The organism is Endozoicomonas sp. GU-1 (assembly GCF_027366395.1).
Lineage (GTDB): Bacteria > Pseudomonadota > Gammaproteobacteria > Pseudomonadales > Endozoicomonadaceae > Endozoicomonas.
Genome location: NZ_CP114771.1, coordinates 4494573 through 4512987, shown reverse-complemented (window position 1 = coordinate 4512987; position 18415 = coordinate 4494573). Strand labels below are relative to the sequence as shown.

At 50.6% G+C, this 18415-nt stretch carries 14 protein-coding genes; 8 read left to right on the top strand and 6 right to left on the bottom strand.

The features are described 5' to 3' along the window. Nucleotides 1–229 precede the first annotated feature (229 nt). Both O3276_RS18640 and pilB read left to right on the top strand, forming a co-directional pair. Nucleotides 230–2182: a DUF1302 domain-containing protein gene (locus tag O3276_RS18640; RefSeq protein WP_332328135.1), complete on the top strand. Its 1953-nt coding sequence runs from the start codon at nt 230–232 to the stop codon at nt 2180–2182. A 271-nt stretch (nt 2183–2453) separates the two neighbouring features. Then, nucleotides 2454–4166, top strand: coding sequence for a type IV-A pilus assembly ATPase PilB (gene pilB, locus O3276_RS18635; protein ID WP_269676017.1), 1713 nt, complete (start codon nt 2454–2456; stop codon nt 4164–4166). An 89-nt stretch (nt 4167–4255) separates the two neighbouring features. Here pilB and putA read toward each other — a convergent pair whose 3' ends face one another. Continuing rightward, on the bottom strand, nt 4256–7435 hold the full coding sequence (putA, locus tag O3276_RS18630) for a bifunctional proline dehydrogenase/L-glutamate gamma-semialdehyde dehydrogenase PutA (RefSeq protein WP_269676016.1): 3180 nt from the start codon (nt 7433–7435) through the stop codon (nt 4256–4258). A gap of 403 nt (nt 7436–7838) precedes the next feature. Here putA and O3276_RS18625 point away from each other — a divergent pair, with 403 nt between their 5' ends. Beyond that, nucleotides 7839–9161, top strand: coding sequence for a hypothetical protein (locus O3276_RS18625; RefSeq protein ID WP_269672660.1), 1323 nt, complete (start codon nt 7839–7841; stop codon nt 9159–9161). A 73-nt stretch (nt 9162–9234) separates the two neighbouring features. Here the strand turns inward: O3276_RS18625 and O3276_RS18620 are convergent, their stop codons facing one another. Beyond that, a complete protein-coding gene (locus O3276_RS18620) occupies nt 9235–10287 on the bottom strand; it encodes a PLP-dependent cysteine synthase family protein (RefSeq protein WP_269672659.1) in 1053 nt (350 codons plus the stop codon). A 94-nt stretch (nt 10288–10381) separates the two neighbouring features. On the opposite strand from O3276_RS18620, the gene O3276_RS18615 reads away from it, so the two are divergent. The 3 genes from O3276_RS18615 to O3276_RS18605 all read left to right on the top strand — a co-directional run bounded on the left by O3276_RS18615 (nt 10382) and on the right by O3276_RS18605 (nt 14798). After that, nucleotides 10382–11521: a tRNA nucleotidyltransferase/poly(A) polymerase-related protein gene (locus O3276_RS18615; RefSeq protein WP_269672658.1), complete on the top strand. Its 1140-nt coding sequence runs from the start codon at nt 10382–10384 to the stop codon at nt 11519–11521. A gap of 527 nt (nt 11522–12048) precedes the next feature. After that, a complete protein-coding gene (locus tag O3276_RS18610; RefSeq protein ID WP_269672657.1) occupies nt 12049–12255 on the top strand; it encodes a hypothetical protein in 207 nt (68 codons plus the stop codon). Between the two features lie 95 nt (nt 12256–12350). Next, complete coding sequence (locus O3276_RS18605) at nt 12351–14798, top strand: hypothetical protein (protein WP_269672656.1); 2448 nt, start codon at nt 12351–12353, stop codon at nt 14796–14798. Between the two features lie 91 nt (nt 14799–14889). Here O3276_RS18605 and O3276_RS18600 read toward each other — a convergent pair whose 3' ends face one another. From O3276_RS18600 to tsaD, 3 genes are all read right to left on the bottom strand, one after another. Then, the gene (locus O3276_RS18600) at nt 14890–15288 is read right to left on the bottom strand and encodes a 2-amino-4-hydroxy-6-hydroxymethyldihydropteridine diphosphokinase (protein WP_269672655.1); all 399 of its coding nucleotides are present in this window, start codon (nt 15286–15288) and stop codon (nt 14890–14892) included. 6 nt (nt 15289–15294) lie between these two features. Beyond that, nucleotides 15295–15663 carry a dihydroneopterin aldolase gene (folB, locus tag O3276_RS18595; protein ID WP_101746591.1) on the bottom strand — a complete coding sequence of 123 codons (369 nt, stop codon included), beginning with the start codon at nt 15661–15663 and terminating at the stop codon, nt 15295–15297. 175 nt (nt 15664–15838) lie between these two features. After that, nucleotides 15839–16876, bottom strand: a complete 1038-nt coding sequence (gene tsaD / locus O3276_RS18590) for a tRNA (adenosine(37)-N6)-threonylcarbamoyltransferase complex transferase subunit TsaD (RefSeq protein ID WP_269672654.1) — start codon at nt 16874–16876, stop codon at nt 15839–15841. A gap of 360 nt (nt 16877–17236) precedes the next feature. Here tsaD and rpsU point away from each other — a divergent pair, with 360 nt between their 5' ends. Both rpsU and O3276_RS18580 read left to right on the top strand, forming a co-directional pair. Beyond that, complete coding sequence (gene rpsU, locus O3276_RS18585) at nt 17237–17452, top strand: 30S ribosomal protein S21 (protein ID WP_020582360.1); 216 nt, start codon at nt 17237–17239, stop codon at nt 17450–17452. Nucleotides 17453–17556: 104 nt separating this feature from the next. Continuing rightward, entirely contained in the window at nt 17557–18006 is a 450-nt protein-coding gene (locus O3276_RS18580) for a GatB/YqeY domain-containing protein (protein WP_269672653.1), read from the top strand. Nucleotides 18007–18026: 20 nt separating this feature from the next. Here O3276_RS18580 and O3276_RS18575 read toward each other — a convergent pair whose 3' ends face one another. Further along, nucleotides 18027–18383 (bottom strand): hypothetical protein, encoded by a 357-nt coding sequence (locus O3276_RS18575; RefSeq protein WP_269672652.1) that lies wholly within the window; start codon nt 18381–18383, stop codon nt 18027–18029. Between the last annotated feature and the right edge of the window lie 32 nt (nt 18384–18415).

Genomic DNA, 18415 nt, shown 5'->3' with positions numbered 1-18415 from the left:
AGGCCGAAACACAGAACAATAAAAATAATACCAAGAGCACTTTCTAAACATCGTCGCATATAGCCAACTGCGGTGCAAAATATGGTCAGGTAGCCGGTGATAGTGGGGACTATTATCAGGTGTTCCAAGGCTGTAAAGGAATCCGGGTTACCAGCGCTACAGCGCCGTTAGAATGCTCCATTGGTGGAAAAAATAACTCTAATAATAAACGGCAAGGACACACCATCTCATGTTGACACCACAAAAACGACTGCAGCTTGCACCTGCAACCGCTGGTTTTGTCTTATCCGGTACACTGCTTTTCGCTGCTCCTGCCCAGGCTTATGAGTTTGAGGCAATGGATGGTGAGGTGCAGGGCACTCTCAATACCACAATTACTCTGGGTGCCAAGTACGATCTTGAAGGCTATGAAACACCAGATGGCTCTGAGAAAAATGAGAACGACGGTGATCGATCTTTTGATAAAGGCTTTGTTAGCAAGGCCCTCAAACTGACTTCTGAGCTGGACTTGAAAAAAGATAACTACGGTTTCTATGGTCGCGCTACGGCTTTTTACGACCATGTACTGATGAATGGCAGCAACAAGTGGGATTCCAATAACGCTAAGGATGTTGCAAAAGGCTTTGACAATGAAGCTGGAACGTTCAACGGCTGGTCCGATGAAGTAAAAGATAATCAGGGTCGGGGGGCTAAGTTACAAAGCGCTTATTTATACGGTGACTGGACATTTGAAGGTGGTCAGAAACTCAGTCTTAAACTGGGTGATCAGACCCATAACTGGGGAGAATCCATTTTCTACGCCGGTGGTTTGAGAGATCTGAACGCCTATGATGTTGCGCTCTCTTCCCTTCCCGGCTCTGATGGTGATCTGAACATTGCCCAGGGCATGCTGATGGCCGATCTCCAGTTCAATGATGAAATGAAACTGTCAGCCTTTGCCCAATATGATTGGGAGCGTTCAATTATGCTGGGGCGTGGTACTTACGGTTCCGGCTCAGATCTGTTTGTTCCGGGCTCTGACTTTGCCTACTATGAACTCTCGGACTTCGGGCTGAAAGGCCAGGATGCTGTATTGGAGCAAGCTGGTATCCTGCAAGCTGGCGACTACGGAAAGGTTGCCAATGTAGGTGGGGTAGAAGCGGCCAAGGATTCTGGCCAGTGGGGAGTGAAGTTTACCTTCTCGCCAGAGGCATTACCTGATACAGAATTTGCTTTATATTACGCAAACTACCATTCAAGCCTTCCGTTCTTTGAAGCTAGAGTTTCTCAAAGTGAAGCAGCACGTGGCATTGGGTTAGTTGGTGGCATTCTCGACCCAATGACAGGTGCATTTGATATTGCAAGTACTTCAGCTGGCGCAATAAGAGACCTTTTGTCTGACGCTAGCGGCGCAGCAACACCAAATAACCTTTCACCACTAGCCCAAGAACTTGCGGGTGGCATTGCAACTCTTAATATGCTTGCCAATGGAGTTGATGCCCAGGTAATTTACCCGGAAGACGTCAAACTCTGGGGTGCCAGCTTTAATACTAAAGTCTGGGGCTACACACAAATTGCCGGTGAAATTACCTATAGAGAAAACGCACCAATCTGGCTTGATCATCCAGACGATATCCTTGGTAGCGCTTCGGCAGCTCTTGGAAATATTTCTCAGGGTCAGGACTTTGAGGTTTCAGAGTCAACCGGAGCTACAGCTGGTACAGATCAGTGGTATCAGAACATTGACAGAGTTCCTATGTGGGATGCCTCCTTATCTGTCATCCAACCATTTGGTGCCGTTCTTGGCACAGATCTGATGTACGTTGTTGCTGAAGCGGCGTTTGAACAGGTAGCTGGCCTGAATGATGAATATTATGGCCGCATCCTGGGCAAGGGTGCTGAATCTGGAATTGATGAGGAAGAACGCCTCGACCGAAACAGCTGGGGCTACAACGTAATGGTTGGTGCCAACTGGAACGATGTCGCAATGCAGGGACTGAACCTTGAGTCCACTTTCCGCTTTACTCATGACGTTAATGGCAACTCACATTTTACTGGTCGCTTTGAAGAAGGTGAGAAAAGGATCAACATGGGCTTGACCGCCAAATACGACGATATGACGGCCAAAGTGACCTGGGGTGGCGATGCTGACAACGTTCTGCGTAAAGGCACCATTACCGGAACAGTTGGTTATACCTTCTAACGCCATTCCCACGGTACCGAGGGTGTTGCGAAACCCTCGGCACCTTGGGAGTGCCTACCCAAACTCGCATTCCATGCAAAATCCCCCATTAAAGCCCGACGATTCCCGGCAAAAACCCGGGCCAATAAAACCCCCCCGTACAAAACCACCCTTAACCATCCGCCATTTATGCTGATATATTACAAAGAGCCTGCTGATGCCCCGTTGCCAGTTCAGCGAAACATCATCAGGCCCTGACAATGAATTCAATATCCAGGGACAGAAACAGGTTATGGCAAACAAACCTCTGACCGGGCTGGCGGCCCGCCTGCTGGCCGATCAATTGATGGAAGAGGCCGACATTCACAACGCTGAAGCCGCTGCTGCCAAGGCCAACAAACCGCTCGCCCGATATCTGCTGGAAAAAAAGCTGGTCAACGGTAATGCCCTGACGCTCGCCACTGCCGAAGAGTTTGGCCTGCCAGTGATCGATCTCAGAGCCTTTGACAAAGAGCATTTTGTCAAAGACGTCGTCGAAGAAAAACTGATGCGGAAGCACAATGTGCTGCCGCTGATCAAGCGGGGCTCACACCTGTTTGCCGCCGTTTCTGATCCGTCCAACCTTCAGGGCCTGGATGAAATCCGCTTTAATACCGGCCTGACCATTCATACGGTCCTGTCAGAGCCCGAAATTCTGGAGAAGATGATTGATACTGCCCTGGATGATACCGGTGGCATGTTTGCCGACGACGATGGGATGGTCGGTCTTGAAGATCTTGAAGTCAGTGCGGTTGATGATTCAGGAGATGATGCCCTGGGAACCTCCGGGGGCGACGGCGAGGATGACACGCCGGTAGTGAAGTTCGTCAATAAAATGCTGCTGTCCGCCATCAAAGGCGGTGCGTCGGATCTGCACTTTGAGCCCTATGAAAGAACCTATCGGGTTCGTTTCAGAACCGACGGTGTGCTCCATGAAGTCAATCGCCCCCCGGTCAGCCTCGGGTCCAGGATTGCTTCACGACTGAAGATCATGTCGGCCATGGATATTTCCGAGCGCAGAAAGCCTCAGGATGGCCGGATAAAAATGAAGCTGTCGAAAAGCAAGGCCATCGACTTTCGGGTCAACACGCTGCCGACGCTCTGGGGTGAGAAAATCGTACTTCGTATCCTCGATCCTTCCAGCGCCAAAATGGGGATTGATGCTCTGGGCTACGAAGAAGAGCAGAAAGAGATGTATATGACCGCCCTGCACCAGCCACAGGGCATGATTCTGGTTACCGGACCCACCGGTTCGGGAAAAACGGTATCGCTCTATACCGGTTTGAATATTCTCAATACCAATGAGCGCAACATTTCCACCGCGGAGGACCCGGTGGAAATTAACCTGGAAGGTATTAACCAGGTTAACGTCAATCCCAAACAGGGTATGGACTTCAGCCAGGCGTTGCGGGCTTTCCTGCGTCAGGATCCGGATATCATCATGGTGGGTGAGATACGGGACCTGGAAACCGCCAACATTGCCATCAAGGCGGCCCAGACCGGCCATATGGTGATGTCCACCCTGCACACCAACAGCGCGGCAGAGACCCTGACCCGTTTGCAGAACATGGGGGTGCCATCATTTAACATCGCAACCTCGGTCAGCCTGATTATTGCCCAGCGTCTGGCACGAAGACTGTGCAGTCAGTGCAAGGTAAAAGTTGACATCCCGAAAGAAACACTGCTGGAAGAGGGCTTTACCGAAGCGCAGGCGGACTCCGCCGAGATTTTTGGCCCTAAAGGCTGTGACAACTGCAAGGGCGGCTATAAAGGTCGTGTGGGTATTTATGAGGTGGTGTCGATCACCCCCGGCATGCAGCAAATCATTATGGCCGAAGGTAACTCCCTGGAAATCTCGGAACAGGCCCAGAAAGAAGGCTTTAACAACCTTCGCCAATCGGGGCTATTAAAGGCGCTGCAAGGGGTTACCAGCCTTGAAGAGGTGAACCGGGTTACACAGGATTAACCAGGCAATGCTGGCTTCTCGCTGCTCCATGGCCCTTGAGGGAGGCATAAAAGCCTTTCGCAACTCCCTCAGAACCTGTGAATAAGTGCTTAAACAGACTCACTTCCCAAAGACAGCAGCGTAGCGTTTCCGCCAACAGCCGTGGTATTGATCGACAACGTCTGTTCGGTTGCAAACCGCTGCAGGTAGTTTGGCCCACCCGCTTTTGGACCGGTGCCAGACAGCCCCTGGCCGCCAAATGGCTGAACACCGACGACAGCGCCAGTCTGGTTCCTGTTGATATAGATATTACCCACCTTGACCCGCTGCTCAATAAACGTCGCCGTCACTTCGTTTCTACTGTGAATTCCCAGGGTAAGGCCATACCCGGTACTGTTGATCTGCTTAATCACCTCAGGTAACGCTTTCGCGTCGTAACGAATCACATGGAGAACAGGGCCGAAGTGCTCCTTCTCCAGCTGGCCAATATGGTCAATTTCAAAGGCAACCGGCGCAACAAAACTGCCCTTAGCGCAATCCGCTGGCAGTTGGCATTCAAACAGCAGTTTGGCTTCTTGTTTCATTCGTTGGATATGTGCCTGTAGTGACTGGCGAGCCTTTTCATCAATCACCGGGCCAATATCGGTAGAATGAAAACTCGGATTACCAATAGACAGCTCCTTCATTGCCCCCTGCAACAGAGCGATCACCCGATCCGCAATATCTTTCTGCACATAAAGTACCCTGAGCGCTGAACAGCGCTGCCCGGCACTGCCAAAGGCGGACAAAAGAACATCATTCACCACCTGCTCAGGCAGTGCGGTGGAATCGACGATCATGGCATTCTGACCACCGGTTTCAGCAATCAGCGGTATCATTGCGCCAGGGCGATTCGCCAGCGTCTGATTGATCAACCGGGCGGTTTCCGTGGAGCCGGTGAAAGCGACACCGGCAATCCGGGCATCAGCCACCAGTTGTCGGCCCACCGTGGCACCCTCGCCGGGCAATAATTGAATCACATCCCCGGGAATTCCCGCTGCCAGCATCAACTCAGCGGCCCTGCCCGCAATCAGGCCGGTCTGCTCAGCAGGTTTGGCAATCACCGTATTCCCGGCAGCAAGCGCTGCGGTAATCTGCCCGAGGAAAATAGCCAGGGGAAAGTTCCAGGGGCTGATACAGAGAAAAACCCCTCGCCCACAAAGCCGCAGCTCGTTAGATTCACCCGTGGGCCCCGGCATCATGATGGACGATGAAAACCGCTCCCGTGCCTGACCTGCGTAATAGCGGCAAAAATCCACCGCCTCCCGCACTTCATCAATGGCATCGTGCACGGTTTTGCCCGCTTCCTGATGGCACAGGGCCACCAGCTCCTCACGATTTTCCTCCAGTAAGTCTGCCAATTTCTCCAGACAGTCTGCCCGCTGTTCTGCGGGTGTGGCATTCCAGCGTTCAAAGGCTGCTTCAGCAATGCCAATGGCTGTATCCGTCTGGGCTTCATCACTCCATCCCAAGTGGCCTGCAATCTGAGAGCGGTCATAAGGGCACGTTATTTCAGAGGTCTCAGTTGACGGTACAAGCTGACCATCAATCCATGGCCCCTGAGTCCATTTATGCCCCATAAAGCTCTGTACTTTTTGCTGAAATGGCTGCCACTGACTGTCAATATCCACATTCACACCCAGTGAGTTTTTCCGTGACTGGCCGTAAATAGCCGGTGGCAACGGGATTTGATCGTTCTGCAAACAAACCCGGCCTGTCAACGTCTCCACCGGATGCTGAACCAGCGCAGCAACCGGGGTTTTCGCATCCACCAGGCGGTGAACAAAGGAGGAATTGGCACCATTCTCAAGTAAACGACGAACCAGATAAGGCAGCAGATCCTTATGACTGCCAACAGGCGCATAAATACGCACCGAACGACGATGGTCAGTCAGGATGAAATTATAGAGCGCATCCCCCATCCCGTGGAGGCGCTGGAACTCAAAATCAGCGGCACCTTCACGTTCTGCCATGGTAAGAATACTGGCAACCGTGTGGGCATTATGACTGGCAAACTGAGGATAGAGTGCCGCCCTGACAGGCTCGGATAACAGAAACCTGGCACACACCAGGTAGGCAACATCTGTCGCTTCCTTGCGGGTATAGACCGGATAACCGCTCAGCCCCTGTTGCTGGCAAAGCTTTACTTCACTGTCCCAGTAAGCTCCCTTTACCAGCCGAACCGGGATGCGGTCTCCCTGCTCATGGGCCAGGGCAGAAAGCCAGCACAACGATGGCAGTGCCCGTTTGCCGTAGGCCTGGATCACCAGACCGAGCCCACCCCAGCCACGGCAATCCGGGTGTCGGTAAACCCGCTCAAACACTTCCAGAAACAGCTCATGACGATCCTGTTCCTCAGCGTCCATATTGATCGCTACATTGCCCACCCTGGCTTCACGCACCAGATCCACCAGCGCAGGTACCAGCTCCCGGAAAACCCGCGCTTTATGGGCCACGTCATAGCGTGGATGAAGCGCAGAGAGCTTGATGGAAATGCCGGCACGGGGGGAGTTGTCGTGATCAGGCTCTGTAGCAACCGCCCTGATCGCCGCCAGGTATTCATCGTGATAACGCCGGGCATCTTCCATGGTCAGGGCAGACTCCCCCAACATATCAAAAGAGTAGGTGTACCCCTTTTCCCGTTGTTTCAGGCCATTCTTTAACGCTTCTGAAATATTACGCCCCAGGACAAAATGACGGCCCATAATCTTCATGGCCTGGTTAACCGCCTGGCGAATAACCGGCTCCCCCATCCGGTTCACCAGCTTGCCAATAACCCCACCGGCAGAACCATCCTCGCCGGCGTCAAGGTTGACCACCTTGCCAGTCAGCAGCAACCCCCAGGTGGAGGCATTGACCAGCAGAGAGTCACTTTGGCTCAGGTGTTTTTTCCAGTCAGCCACACTGAGCTTGTCGCGGATCAGGGCATCGGCAGTGCGATCATCGGGAATGCGCATCAGGGCTTCGGCCAGGCACATCAGCAAAATACCTTCCCGGGTATCCAGGCTGTACTGCAATAACAATGCATCAACCATATGAATGCCATTGTCACTGCTCCTGACCTGCTCAATCATTCTGGTGGCCTGACTGGCTGTCTCAGGGTAATCTCCGGACTGTTCCTCCAGGATCTGCACCAGTTCCTGTAACCAGGAAGCCTCATCCACGCAGTAATGAGGAGAGATCATCGACCAGAGTTCGGCTGGCTTTTGCCGGACAATAGCTTCGTTGAATGCATCTTTCGCCTGGAACATACCCTTCTCCATTGCCTTTCTCCAATTTGGGGCGTGCAGGATGAACAACCAGACTGCAGCCAATGATCCTGACCGGTTATTTAGAATATCTATCGCTCTTCCTGAGTACTTAAATAATATTTACCAGTTCTGCACGTCGATACCAGGTTAACTGCACTCGCATCAGAGACCACACTCCTTAAATGGTCACACGGAATCAATCATGGATGTATTCTCATTTTGTAGACTGATAAAACCCTACGCTAGTTCACCAAAAAGTGTATATCTTTATAAAAAAATAATTACTAATTGATATAGAACCAATAACACTTCCACTTGTCGAATATTGTCGCCATATCGGCAAAATGAGATCTGCATAATTTTTAACCCCCAACTTCTCCATCAATTTAACAAGGATTAAATAATGGCGACCCCATTATCACCATCGGTCACACAACAAATCTACACTCCACCGGCAGCGGGTGGGCTTCAGACCGGACAGCCATCCGGGCCGACTGGCAACTATGGTGGGCATAATGTCGGCACACATAATCCGGCACCTCAACTCCAAGGTTCCGGAACAGGCGCTCCAGCCCAGCCCTATCAGCAGCCCCCCTTCAGCTCTGTTGCACAGCACCCTGCTACCAGTTACATGACACCTCAACCTCCAGCGGGAGCGCCAACTGCCGCAGAAACAGCCCCTGCAACTCCGGAAGAGGCTAAAACTAACGGCGAGCAGAAAGCGGCTGAAGGTGAAAAGAAAGCTGCCGAAGGTGAAAAGAAAGCTGCCGAAGGTGAACAAAAATCAGCTGGCGGTAAAACCCTTCTTGAACGCTTGAATTTGGGTAATTTCTTAAACAATACGAGGAATGCAGGAGGGGCACCTGAATCAAAAACATCAGAGCAAGATGTTGAAAAAGGAAAAACTGCTGAAAAGGAAAAAACGGCTGACTCGGAAAAGAGTGCTGAGCAGAAAGCGCCGGAAAAGGCTCCTGACCAGGGAGCGAAACAATCTGCAGCACCGCCTGCGCCCGCGCCTGCACCCGCTGCCCATCAGCCAGTGAGCAGTCAATCACCCCATACAGGCCATCAACAAGACCCACACCGTTCGGCAATGCCGCCATATACCCCGGCTCCCACACACACACCTGCAACTCCCGGGAATGTGCAGACTCCAGCTTATGGGGCGCATCCTCAGGTACCCGGGTCAACTCAACATACTCAATTTGATAGCCGCTCCGTTCCTCCTGACAGCAAAGAGTCTGCTCCAACACCTCAACGTTCAGTTCTTGAGCAGAGAGTCGACAGCGATATTCAACATATGCGTAGCTTAGTGGGTGAAGTTGCTTCTCATTATGGCCAGCAGGGACCTACAAGGGATCAGCTGGACGACGATGCCCTCAGGGATCTTAGTTACCATCGCGAGCAAGCAGCTATGCACAGTAAGGAAGCAAATAAATGCGAAGCGTACCTTAAATCTTCTTCAAAACCGGAAATACAGAAACAGTTAACTGAAGAATTGCCCAGCCAACAAACGAATGAGGTCAGGACTAGTGAGCAATCCAGAACTCAACAAACGGGCCAACAATCCGGACTGCCTCCCTCACTTCAGGATGCCCTGGGCCAGGAGGTATTTAAAATGGCCAAACAAGGTGCTATTGAAGGTGCTCGTGAAGCCTTAAGAGCTCAAGCCAGGGGATTGGAGAATCAATACGGACCACTCGGGCAGCCAGGTACCGACGTTTAATCTTCTGACGTTTAACTCTCAACGGTCGCATCTGCGGCCGTTTTCTTTTGAAGGCAGCCTGGGAAGGTTGGTATTATTTGCCATACAAAAGGCACAAATCGTCTATCCATGGCTGTATATCCCCAAACTGGGCAGCAACCCAGTCAGGGTTATAACAGGTATCCAGATAACGATCACCCGGATCGCACAACAGGGTAACGATGGATCCTTCCTGACCATCGGACTCCATCTGTGCAGCAATTTGCAAGGCACCGTATAAATTAGTCCCGGTACTCGGGCCAGCCTTGCGACCCAGTATCCTTTCCAGCCAGTGAATGGTTGCAATAGCGGCCACATCAGGCACTCGACGCATGTCGTCAATCACACCAGGAATAAATGATGGTTCGACTCTCGGCCGCCCAATACCCTCTATACGAGAGCCCTGGTCAATCGTCAGGCTTGAGTCGCCACTGGCGTAGTAGTCCATGAACACAGAGTGATCGGGGTCCACAACACATAACCGGGTATTCAGCTTTTGGTATCGAATGTAGCGTCCAATGGTGGCCGATGTTCCTCCGGTTCCCGGGCTCATGACAATCCAGCTGGGCACCGGGTATTTTTCAGCCCGCATCTGTCGAAAAATGGAATCAGCAATATTGTTGTTACCCCGCCAGTCTGTTGCCCTCTCGGCATAAGTAAACTGGTCCATATAGTGTCCATTCAGCTCCCTGGCCAACCGGTGGGATTCGGCATAAATCTCACTGGAGCAATTGACCAGGTGGCACTGACCACCGTAAAACCTGATCTGTTGTATCTTGTGCATGGAGGTCGATCTGGGCATTACGGCGATAAATGGCAAGCCCAGCAGCCGGGCAAAGTAGGCTTCAGAAACGGCTGTACTTCCTGAAGAGGACTCAATAATGGTGGTATTCTCATCAACCCAACCATTACAGATGGCATAAAGAAATAAAGATCGGGCCAGACGGTGCTTGAGGCTGCCCGTCGGGTGCGTGCTTTCGTCTTTCAGATACACCTCGACACCGTTGATTCCCGGTAATTCCAGCCGTATCAGATGTGTATCTGCACTGCGCTGGAAATCCGCCTCAATTTTGCTGATGGCTTCATTAACCCATTGATGACCACTCATAACCTTCCCCCCAAATAAAATTTTAAAAAGAGAAAAAAACACACCATTTTGCTATAAACAATTATTACTTTTATATCTGGAATAGTCCTCGTTTATGCAAGTCTATCGGGTAGGTGGTGCGATCAGAGATCAATTACTGGGTTTGCCTGTCAAGGACAATGACTGGGTTGTCGTTGGTGCAACGCCCGGGCAGATGAAGGATCTGGGTTATCAGCCGGTTGGCCGGGATTTCCCGGTTTTCCTTCACCCGCAAACCAAAGAGGAATACGCACTGGCCCGAACGGAACGCAAAACCGGGCATGGTTATGCGGGTTTCAGCTTTCACACATCCGTTGATATATCCCTGGAGGAAGACTTACTGAGACGGGATTTGACCATTAATGCCATGGCAGAGGACCAGCACGGGAACATTATTGACCCATACGGAGGTCAGGAAGACCTGAAAAACCGTCGACTTCGCCACATATCGCCTGCTTTTCAGGAAGATCCTCTTAGAATCCTCAGGGTTGCCCGATTCGCCGCAAGACTTGCCCCCCTTGGCTTTCAGGTGGCAGAAGAGACGCTGGAATTAATGAGCAACATGGTGAATAACGGCGAAGCATCCCACCTGGTATACGAAAGAGTATGGCAAGAAACTTCCAGAGCCTTGATGGAACCCAGTCCTTCGGTCTACTTTCAAACGCTGGAAAGCTGCGGTGCTCTTCAGGCCGTATTGCCCGAGTTCCGATCCCTGATCCATAACCAGACCTTATTGCACCTCAACATGGCTGCCCGGGACAACAACACTGCACTGATCCGGTTTGGCTGCCTGTTCTCGCCTCTGCTGCCTCAGGCCGAAGCGGAAATAACCAATGGCATACTGACGGTTCAGGGTGTTTCATCCAGATTGCGATTACCTTCAGAATATGCCGATATGGCCCTTCTGGTCACAGAGCACGCCCAGAGCGTTACGTCGGTTATTGACCGCAACGATGCAGAGTCCCTGATGTCCCTGTTTGAAGCCACCGATGCCCTGCGCCGCCCTGAACGCTTTATCAGCCTGATGACGATTCTTTCCTACAGCTTCGCAATAGTTAAATTGAAAAAAAGCCAGATCATTGAACTATTGACTGGCTGTTTATCCATTAAAGCCAGAGATTTGATGACTGAAAACATCACAGGAAAAGCCCTCGGCGAAGCATTAAGACAGAAGCGGCTTCAGCAAATTCAATCAAAAATACTTCTTAACGAATGAAATCAGCGATTAAGGCCCCAACAATCTATGATACAGCGTTATGAGCTATTGATAGTAATTTCAATCTCTTAACGCATTCCAAAACACATTCTGGTTACTGACACTTCATTAATTAGTATTAAACTGGAACAAAACTCCAAATAAAGTGTCCAAATGTTCAGTCAATACTTTATTGATGTAATTAATCATACAAACTGAATAAGGACATAAACCATGGCAAACACAGGTCTAGTTGGAACATCACAGGTAACTACGGCTCACAACCCACCGGTACCGCCGCCTCCACCGGGCGTCAAACCGTCTCCGGTTATTAATGCCCAGCCTGTGGCAACATCCACAACAACCCGGGTAGACAAGCAAACCCAAACGTCGCAGCGGCAGCCACGAACTTTACAGCTGACTGACAGAATTAAACAAGGCATCGCTGCCATAGGTGGCACACCGGCAGGGTCTGCGCAGAAATCTGTCCAGACAGAGCCTGCTCCGGTGAAACCTGCCAAGACGACCCCGGTAGAAAAAAACCGCAGATGGCAAAGTCGCTGAAAACCCAGCGAAAACTGCTGAAAAAACTGCTGAAAAAACTGCTGAAAATCCAGCAAAAACTGCTGATAAGCCAGCGAAAACTGCTGAAAAAACCGCTGAAAAAACCGCTGAGAAAAAATCTGAGAAAACGTCTGAGATTAAAGATCAGCCAATTACTGTCATTCACAAGCCCAGCCTGGGTGAGCGTGTAATTGAGAAGTTGAAAGTCGTGGGCTCATACCTTGCCGCCCCATTTAAGCTCCTCTTTAACGCGGTTAAATTTGTTACCAAACCTCTGCAAGATTACGTGATTATCCCTGCTTACGAAGGGCTACTCTATGTATTCCATCCGGCCAAGTATAATGCCAGAAAGCTGGAGCAGAAAACCGCTGCACAGCAGGCTGAGGATGCTCTCAAGCAGGAAAAAAATCAGGCATTTGACAAGCTCTGCATGAGAGAGGCCAAGCAACGTCACAACACACTTCGCGAGGAAGCGCATTGCGCAAGGCTGGCCGAGCACTACGGTGTTACCGACAAGGAAGTTCAAGACAAGGTAAACTGTCAAAAAGCTCGCGCTGAAGCCAACCACTTGTTCAATAAGCAACTGGCGGATGAGAAGCTGAAGCTGCACAAAGAAAAAGTACTCCACGAAGATCCAAAAACCGGTGAAAAGTACTACTATACCCCGACCCGGACCCTGACGGTGGCTAATGAAAATAGTCGGGCAACCGTGACGGTTAAAGAGAAGACCCCGGGCGGTAAGGTTGTAGATCATTTACTGGATGCTGACCATGCATCAGTAGCCATGAGACTGGGTAACGACCCTGCGCTGGCCACCGCCATGTACAATTACAACAAAGAAATGGCAGCTTACGAACAGTTATTGGCAGCCTTCATCAAGGACGATGCAAAATACCAGAAAGCCAAACAGAAAGCGACGAAGAAAGGTAAAGCACTTGATCAAAAAGCGCCTGTTCACCCTGGCGAGTCTCCCAAACGTCCTGTATTTAAATGCACTGACGAGAACGTGATCGCAGCATTCAAGCTGGTCAGAGAACAATATCACGCCAAGCTTCACGCAGCAGTACAAACGCTTGAAAAAGACGTGGCAACAATGATGGCTGATTTTGATGCGGCCTACCCGAACAACGGGGATACCAAAAAGCTCATCAAAAAAGAGTCGAATCCTGAAGCCTATAAAGCGGAAGTGCAGGCATGGGTTAAACAGTTAGAATCCTCGCTTGGAGAAGTGCGCAAAGATCTGAAGAAGGCAGAAGCAGGCGGACACCAGTCTTCGGTTAAGTCATTAAATGAGCTCATCAGCAATCGGCAAAAGGATATCGATATCAACAAGCGCCACCTGGCAATCTATGCCAAAGAGTGCGAGAAGACCTCGATCCAACAAGAGCTTGAATACCTGAGCCAGATGTGCCCGAACCTTCAGGAACACCGTACACAAGACATTGATGACTGGAAAAACGGTGCACTTGTTCGTGACCCTCAAGATCCTGATTTCGATAAAAGGGTATCAGACAAACGCGACAGGCTGGACATTGGGCGTTTGAAAAACTGGGTTTACAAAGATGCCAAGGGTAACGTCCTGGATATCTTCACCAGAGATGCCGGCGGCAATGTCACTGGTGTCGACAAAACCATGTACGCCCAGGTGAACGATGTGATCATCCCCACGCCTGACAGGAAGCTGACCCTGGCTTACAACGGAAGAGTGTCTGCCCCGGATTACCAGAATCAGGAAGGCATGAAGTGGAGCAAGATGCGCCAGGCTCCATATCAAGGCTATGTTGCCCAGAGAGATGAAAATGGCCAAGTCCTGAAAGACAGTGATGGCAAGGTCAAATGGGAAGAGGCACCTGGCCGACTCAGCAACCACTGGGTGGTTAAGTACAGTGACGTTGATGGCAGGCATGAGGGCTACGATAAGTCCCAAACCATTGTCAAAAACAGCGCACTGGCCAGCCAACCGGAAGCTCCTGTTGTTGAACCCAAAGTTCCTGTTGTTGAACCCGAAGTTCCTGTTGTCATTAAACCCAAAGCTTCTTTTGAACCAACACCGGAACAAGCTGCCAGCCTGGCAGCCGCGATTGGAGAAAAACTCTTCGCTCTGACCGAGGAAAATGTGCATGCTCACAATGAGCTAATGGACGCAAAAAGCCGCAAACCAAGAGCTCCTACAGTCGATGATGATGTCTTCGAATTCTCTGCAAACAGTTCAGAGTCAGAGGCTGACGATGGCAAAAGCCGTGTTGTCATGGCCAGAGAATTTTTCAAGCATATGGAACGAGAACAGAAGATCAGCGAATTAAGGCTGTTCTGTGACCAGAGGCTTGAGCAATTGCAGCGAACAAAGCCAACAGTGAAGGAAACAGCGAAAACAGAGGAAACAGTGGAGCCTGTAAAGCAAGTTAATCCCCAGCGCCAAGGTGAGTTGCTGGAGGAGATTTGCAATGGCTCGCCAGAGGTAGAAAGATTTCTCGCCGACAGTGACTTCGTTGCAACCAAAATAGCTGAGCGTGATGGCCGCCGCCACGGCATTGGTAGTGAACCGCAGTTTGACAATGCTTCTGTACATAGTGACGACGATGATGCTGCTTCCGTATACAGTAACCAAAGGTCCTTGGTTGAGTCATTCATTTTTCCTCAAGCTCAAACACCTGAGGTGCGCATGATAGATCTCGATCAATTACATAGTTTGACCACAGAGGAGGCGATGAAAACTCAACAAGTTCGTAAATAAGCACAGGCTATTTGCCATGTTTTTTTCAGGCTAACCCCTGAATACTCTGGCCGTCTTTTCAAGACGGCCTTTTTTTATGGTAATCAGGTCGTTAACCAAATGACATCATATTCCTGTTTAACAGCTCCGTTACCAGGGGCCGAAACCAGGGTTCTTTAACCTGATTGATCAACTTGTCCATTGCAAGGGCACCAGAACAGTCCAACGCCAGCAAAAGGTCAATATCCGCAGCACAAAGGTGCTGTTCGCGATCCCTGCCCAGTTGCTCTTCAAGCCTCTTGCACCATTGCTGCAATGTCTCAGCACTCATGTCTGACTCAACGCAAACCACCCCGTTAATATAATCGGGAGCCTCAAGACCAACCGCTTTTGTGGTGACCAGCTCACTGACCCTGACCTCACCAAATCGCTGCTCCAGTGCAGCGATCATCTGACGACACTGATACTCAGCGTTAATATTGGAGCCAATACCCAGCACATAGACAGTCACTGCCAGCTATTCCTGTCCCATCATCTGTGTACGGGTTCGCTCACACCAGACAGTAGCAAGCGCATTGGTCAAAGCCTTCGGCTTGCGAATGGTGACAGCCACTTTATCCACCGGATAATGTTCCAGCACCTGAGTGATGATACCGCCAGCCAGTGCCTCAATCAGCTGATACCGGGAGGCCTCACAAAATGCCCTGACCTGTCGGGTAATAGCGTCGTAATCCAGCGCATCCTGCAGGTCGTCACTGGTGAACGCGCGGGTAAAATCAGTCGTCAGTTCCAGGTCCAGCACCAATGGCTGCGGTGCTTCATGCTCAAACTCATAAACACCGATGACCGCCCGGGTTTCAATGGCTTCTATTCGTACTTTATCCATAGGAGTCACACTCACGCTCTTTTAATCATGAAAACAGTGGTGCAGAAAACGAAATCTAAAGAGGTTGTCGCTAAAAAAGGAAATAAACATCAAACCACAAAGACACAGAGGCACAAAGGTGAAGATGGGCGCGACCTGCTCGACAGGTAACATCAGAACCAAAACTTTGTGCCTCCTAGCCAACCGGCTCCAGCTCTTCCATAGGCCAGCGGGGCACAGGCACTACTTCAGGCCCATCGCTCTGACCAGCAAGCAGCCGCTGACAGCCAGCATAAGCGATCATGGCACCATTATCCGTACAGAACTGTGGGCGGGCATAACGCAGTACCGCACCTTCTTTTTCCACCATGGATTCCAGGGCAGCCCGCAGTGACTGATTGGCACTGACGCCTCCGGCAATAATCAGCTGCTGCATACCGGTCTGCTGCAGGGCACGGCGACATTTGATGGTCAGGGTTGCCACCACCGCCTGTTCAAAGGCACGGGCAATATCCGCACGATCCTGATCCGTAGGCTCTTTGGCTATCGCTTCTTTACGGCATTTTGCCACGGTATTAAGGGTATAGGTTTTCAAGCCACTGAAGCTGAAATCCAGTCCCGGGCGATCGGTCATGGGCCGTGGGAAACGAAAACGCCCTTCCTGCCCCTGTTCTGCCAGCCGGGCAATGGCAGGACCGCCGGGGTAATCCAGACCCAGCATCGCGGCCACTTTATCAAAAGCTTCTCCGGCGGCATCGTCAACCGACTCGCCCAGCAGGGTGTAACGACCAATACCAGCCACCTGCACCAGCTGAGTGTGGCCACCGGATACCAGCAGCGCCACAAATGGAAACGCTACGGGTGTTTCTTCCAGCATGGGTGCCAGCAAATGACCTTCCATATGGTGAACCCCCACCGATGGAATGCCCCAGGCCCAGGCCAGTGCCTTGCCAATACAGGCTCCCACCATCAGGGCCCCCACCAGCCCGGGGCCACGGGTGTAGGCGATGGCGTCGATCTGATCTTTACTGATGCCTGCCTGCTCAAGCACCTGGTTAATCAGGGGCAATACTCTCTGGATATGGTCTCTGGAAGCCAGTTCAGGTACCACACCACCGTAATCGATGTGCATATCAATCTGACTGAACAGGGCATCGCTCAGCAGACCTTTCCCGCTGTCATAGAGGGCAATGCCGGTCTCATCGCAGGAAGTTTCTATCCCAAGAACAATCATTCAACCAACCTGTGAAACAATGTGTGCAAAAAAGAGTCAGTGAAATTCCCGAATCCGGGTATTTCATAAAGGGGAAGAATCATACGTTAAGTTGGCGTTTTTTGCATTTTTGCTGAATAAGCTTTAAAATTCGCGCCCTTGAAAAACTGCGACTAATCTGTCTTGTTAATGTGAGTATTAACGTCCTGCTTTGGGTAAAGACTCGTCTTTTCAAAGCACGATACTGGTAATCACAGAGGTGATTTATCGCATTCGCGCAGCATTGGCTGTAATCCAGCCGTGAATTTTTTAGCCTTCAGTCGCACTGACCGGGGCGGATTCATGGTCAACATTTGTTATTAAAAGGAAGGTGATCTCTGCATGCCTGCTGTTAAAGTTAAAGAGAATGAACCGTTTGACGTAGCCCTGCGCCGTTTCAAGCGCTCTTGTGAAAAAGCTGGTATCCTGGCTGAAGTTCGTCGTCGTGAGCACTACGAGAAGCCAACTACCGTTCGCAAGCGCAAGGCCGCTGCTGCTGTTAAGCGTCATCTTAAAAAACTGCAGCGCGAGCAGCGTCGTCGTGAGCGTCTGTATTGATCAACTGACTCTAACGTCGGTTGCTTCAATCCGGTGATTTACGCGTTGACTACCATTAAGCTTTGAACCCACCAACCTTAACGTCAGGTAAAAAGGAACGTGTCATGAGTGATTGCATTGTCAGGGATCAACTGACAGAAGCCATGAAGGATGCCATGCGCAATCGCGACAAACCACGACTGGGTACTATCCGTTTGGCTCTGGCCGAACTGAAGCGAATTGAAGTCGATGAAAAGTCACTAGACGATCAACGTGCCCTGGCAGTACTGGACAAAATGGTAAAGCAGCGTCGCGATGCCATTGTACAGTTCGAGTCTGCCGGGCGCACGGATCTTGCTGATCAGGAAAAGCTGGAACTTGAGGTTCTTGCTGACTTTCTCCCTACCCCACTATCAGAAACTGAAATCATCGAATTGGTCGACCTCGCCATCAACAGCACAGGTGCCTCCTGCATGGCCGACATGGGCAAAGTGATGAGTATTGTTAAACCACAGGCGCAGGGTCGGGCGGACATGTCATCCATCAGCAAAATTATTAAGTCGCGCCTGAGTTAGTATTATTCTCTGGTAGATAGCTATACCTGATAACACCCACTAATGCTGTTAATTTGTGATTGCAAAACAGGCAGCATCTGTTTTGATCCCAATTTCATCCCAACCTCCAATAAGTAGCCAGCAGCTTTAACGGGTAATGATGGGTTCTTTTGCATTACTTTAGCCGTCTTACTAACCGCGGCCCTTGTAATACACCTCATCGCCAGGTTAACGTGTCCGCTATTTACACCTTGCTGGTAAATGTGCTGAGGATCGGAAGTAGCCACTTTACGACACCGAAAGTCTGCTTGAGTAGAAGAACTATCGGGTTGACTACCATTGTACGACAAAGAAGACAAAGAAGACAAAGAAAGAGTACCAGATAATTTCGCCAACATAACGACCTCCTTATCAACTAACTTCCCTATAT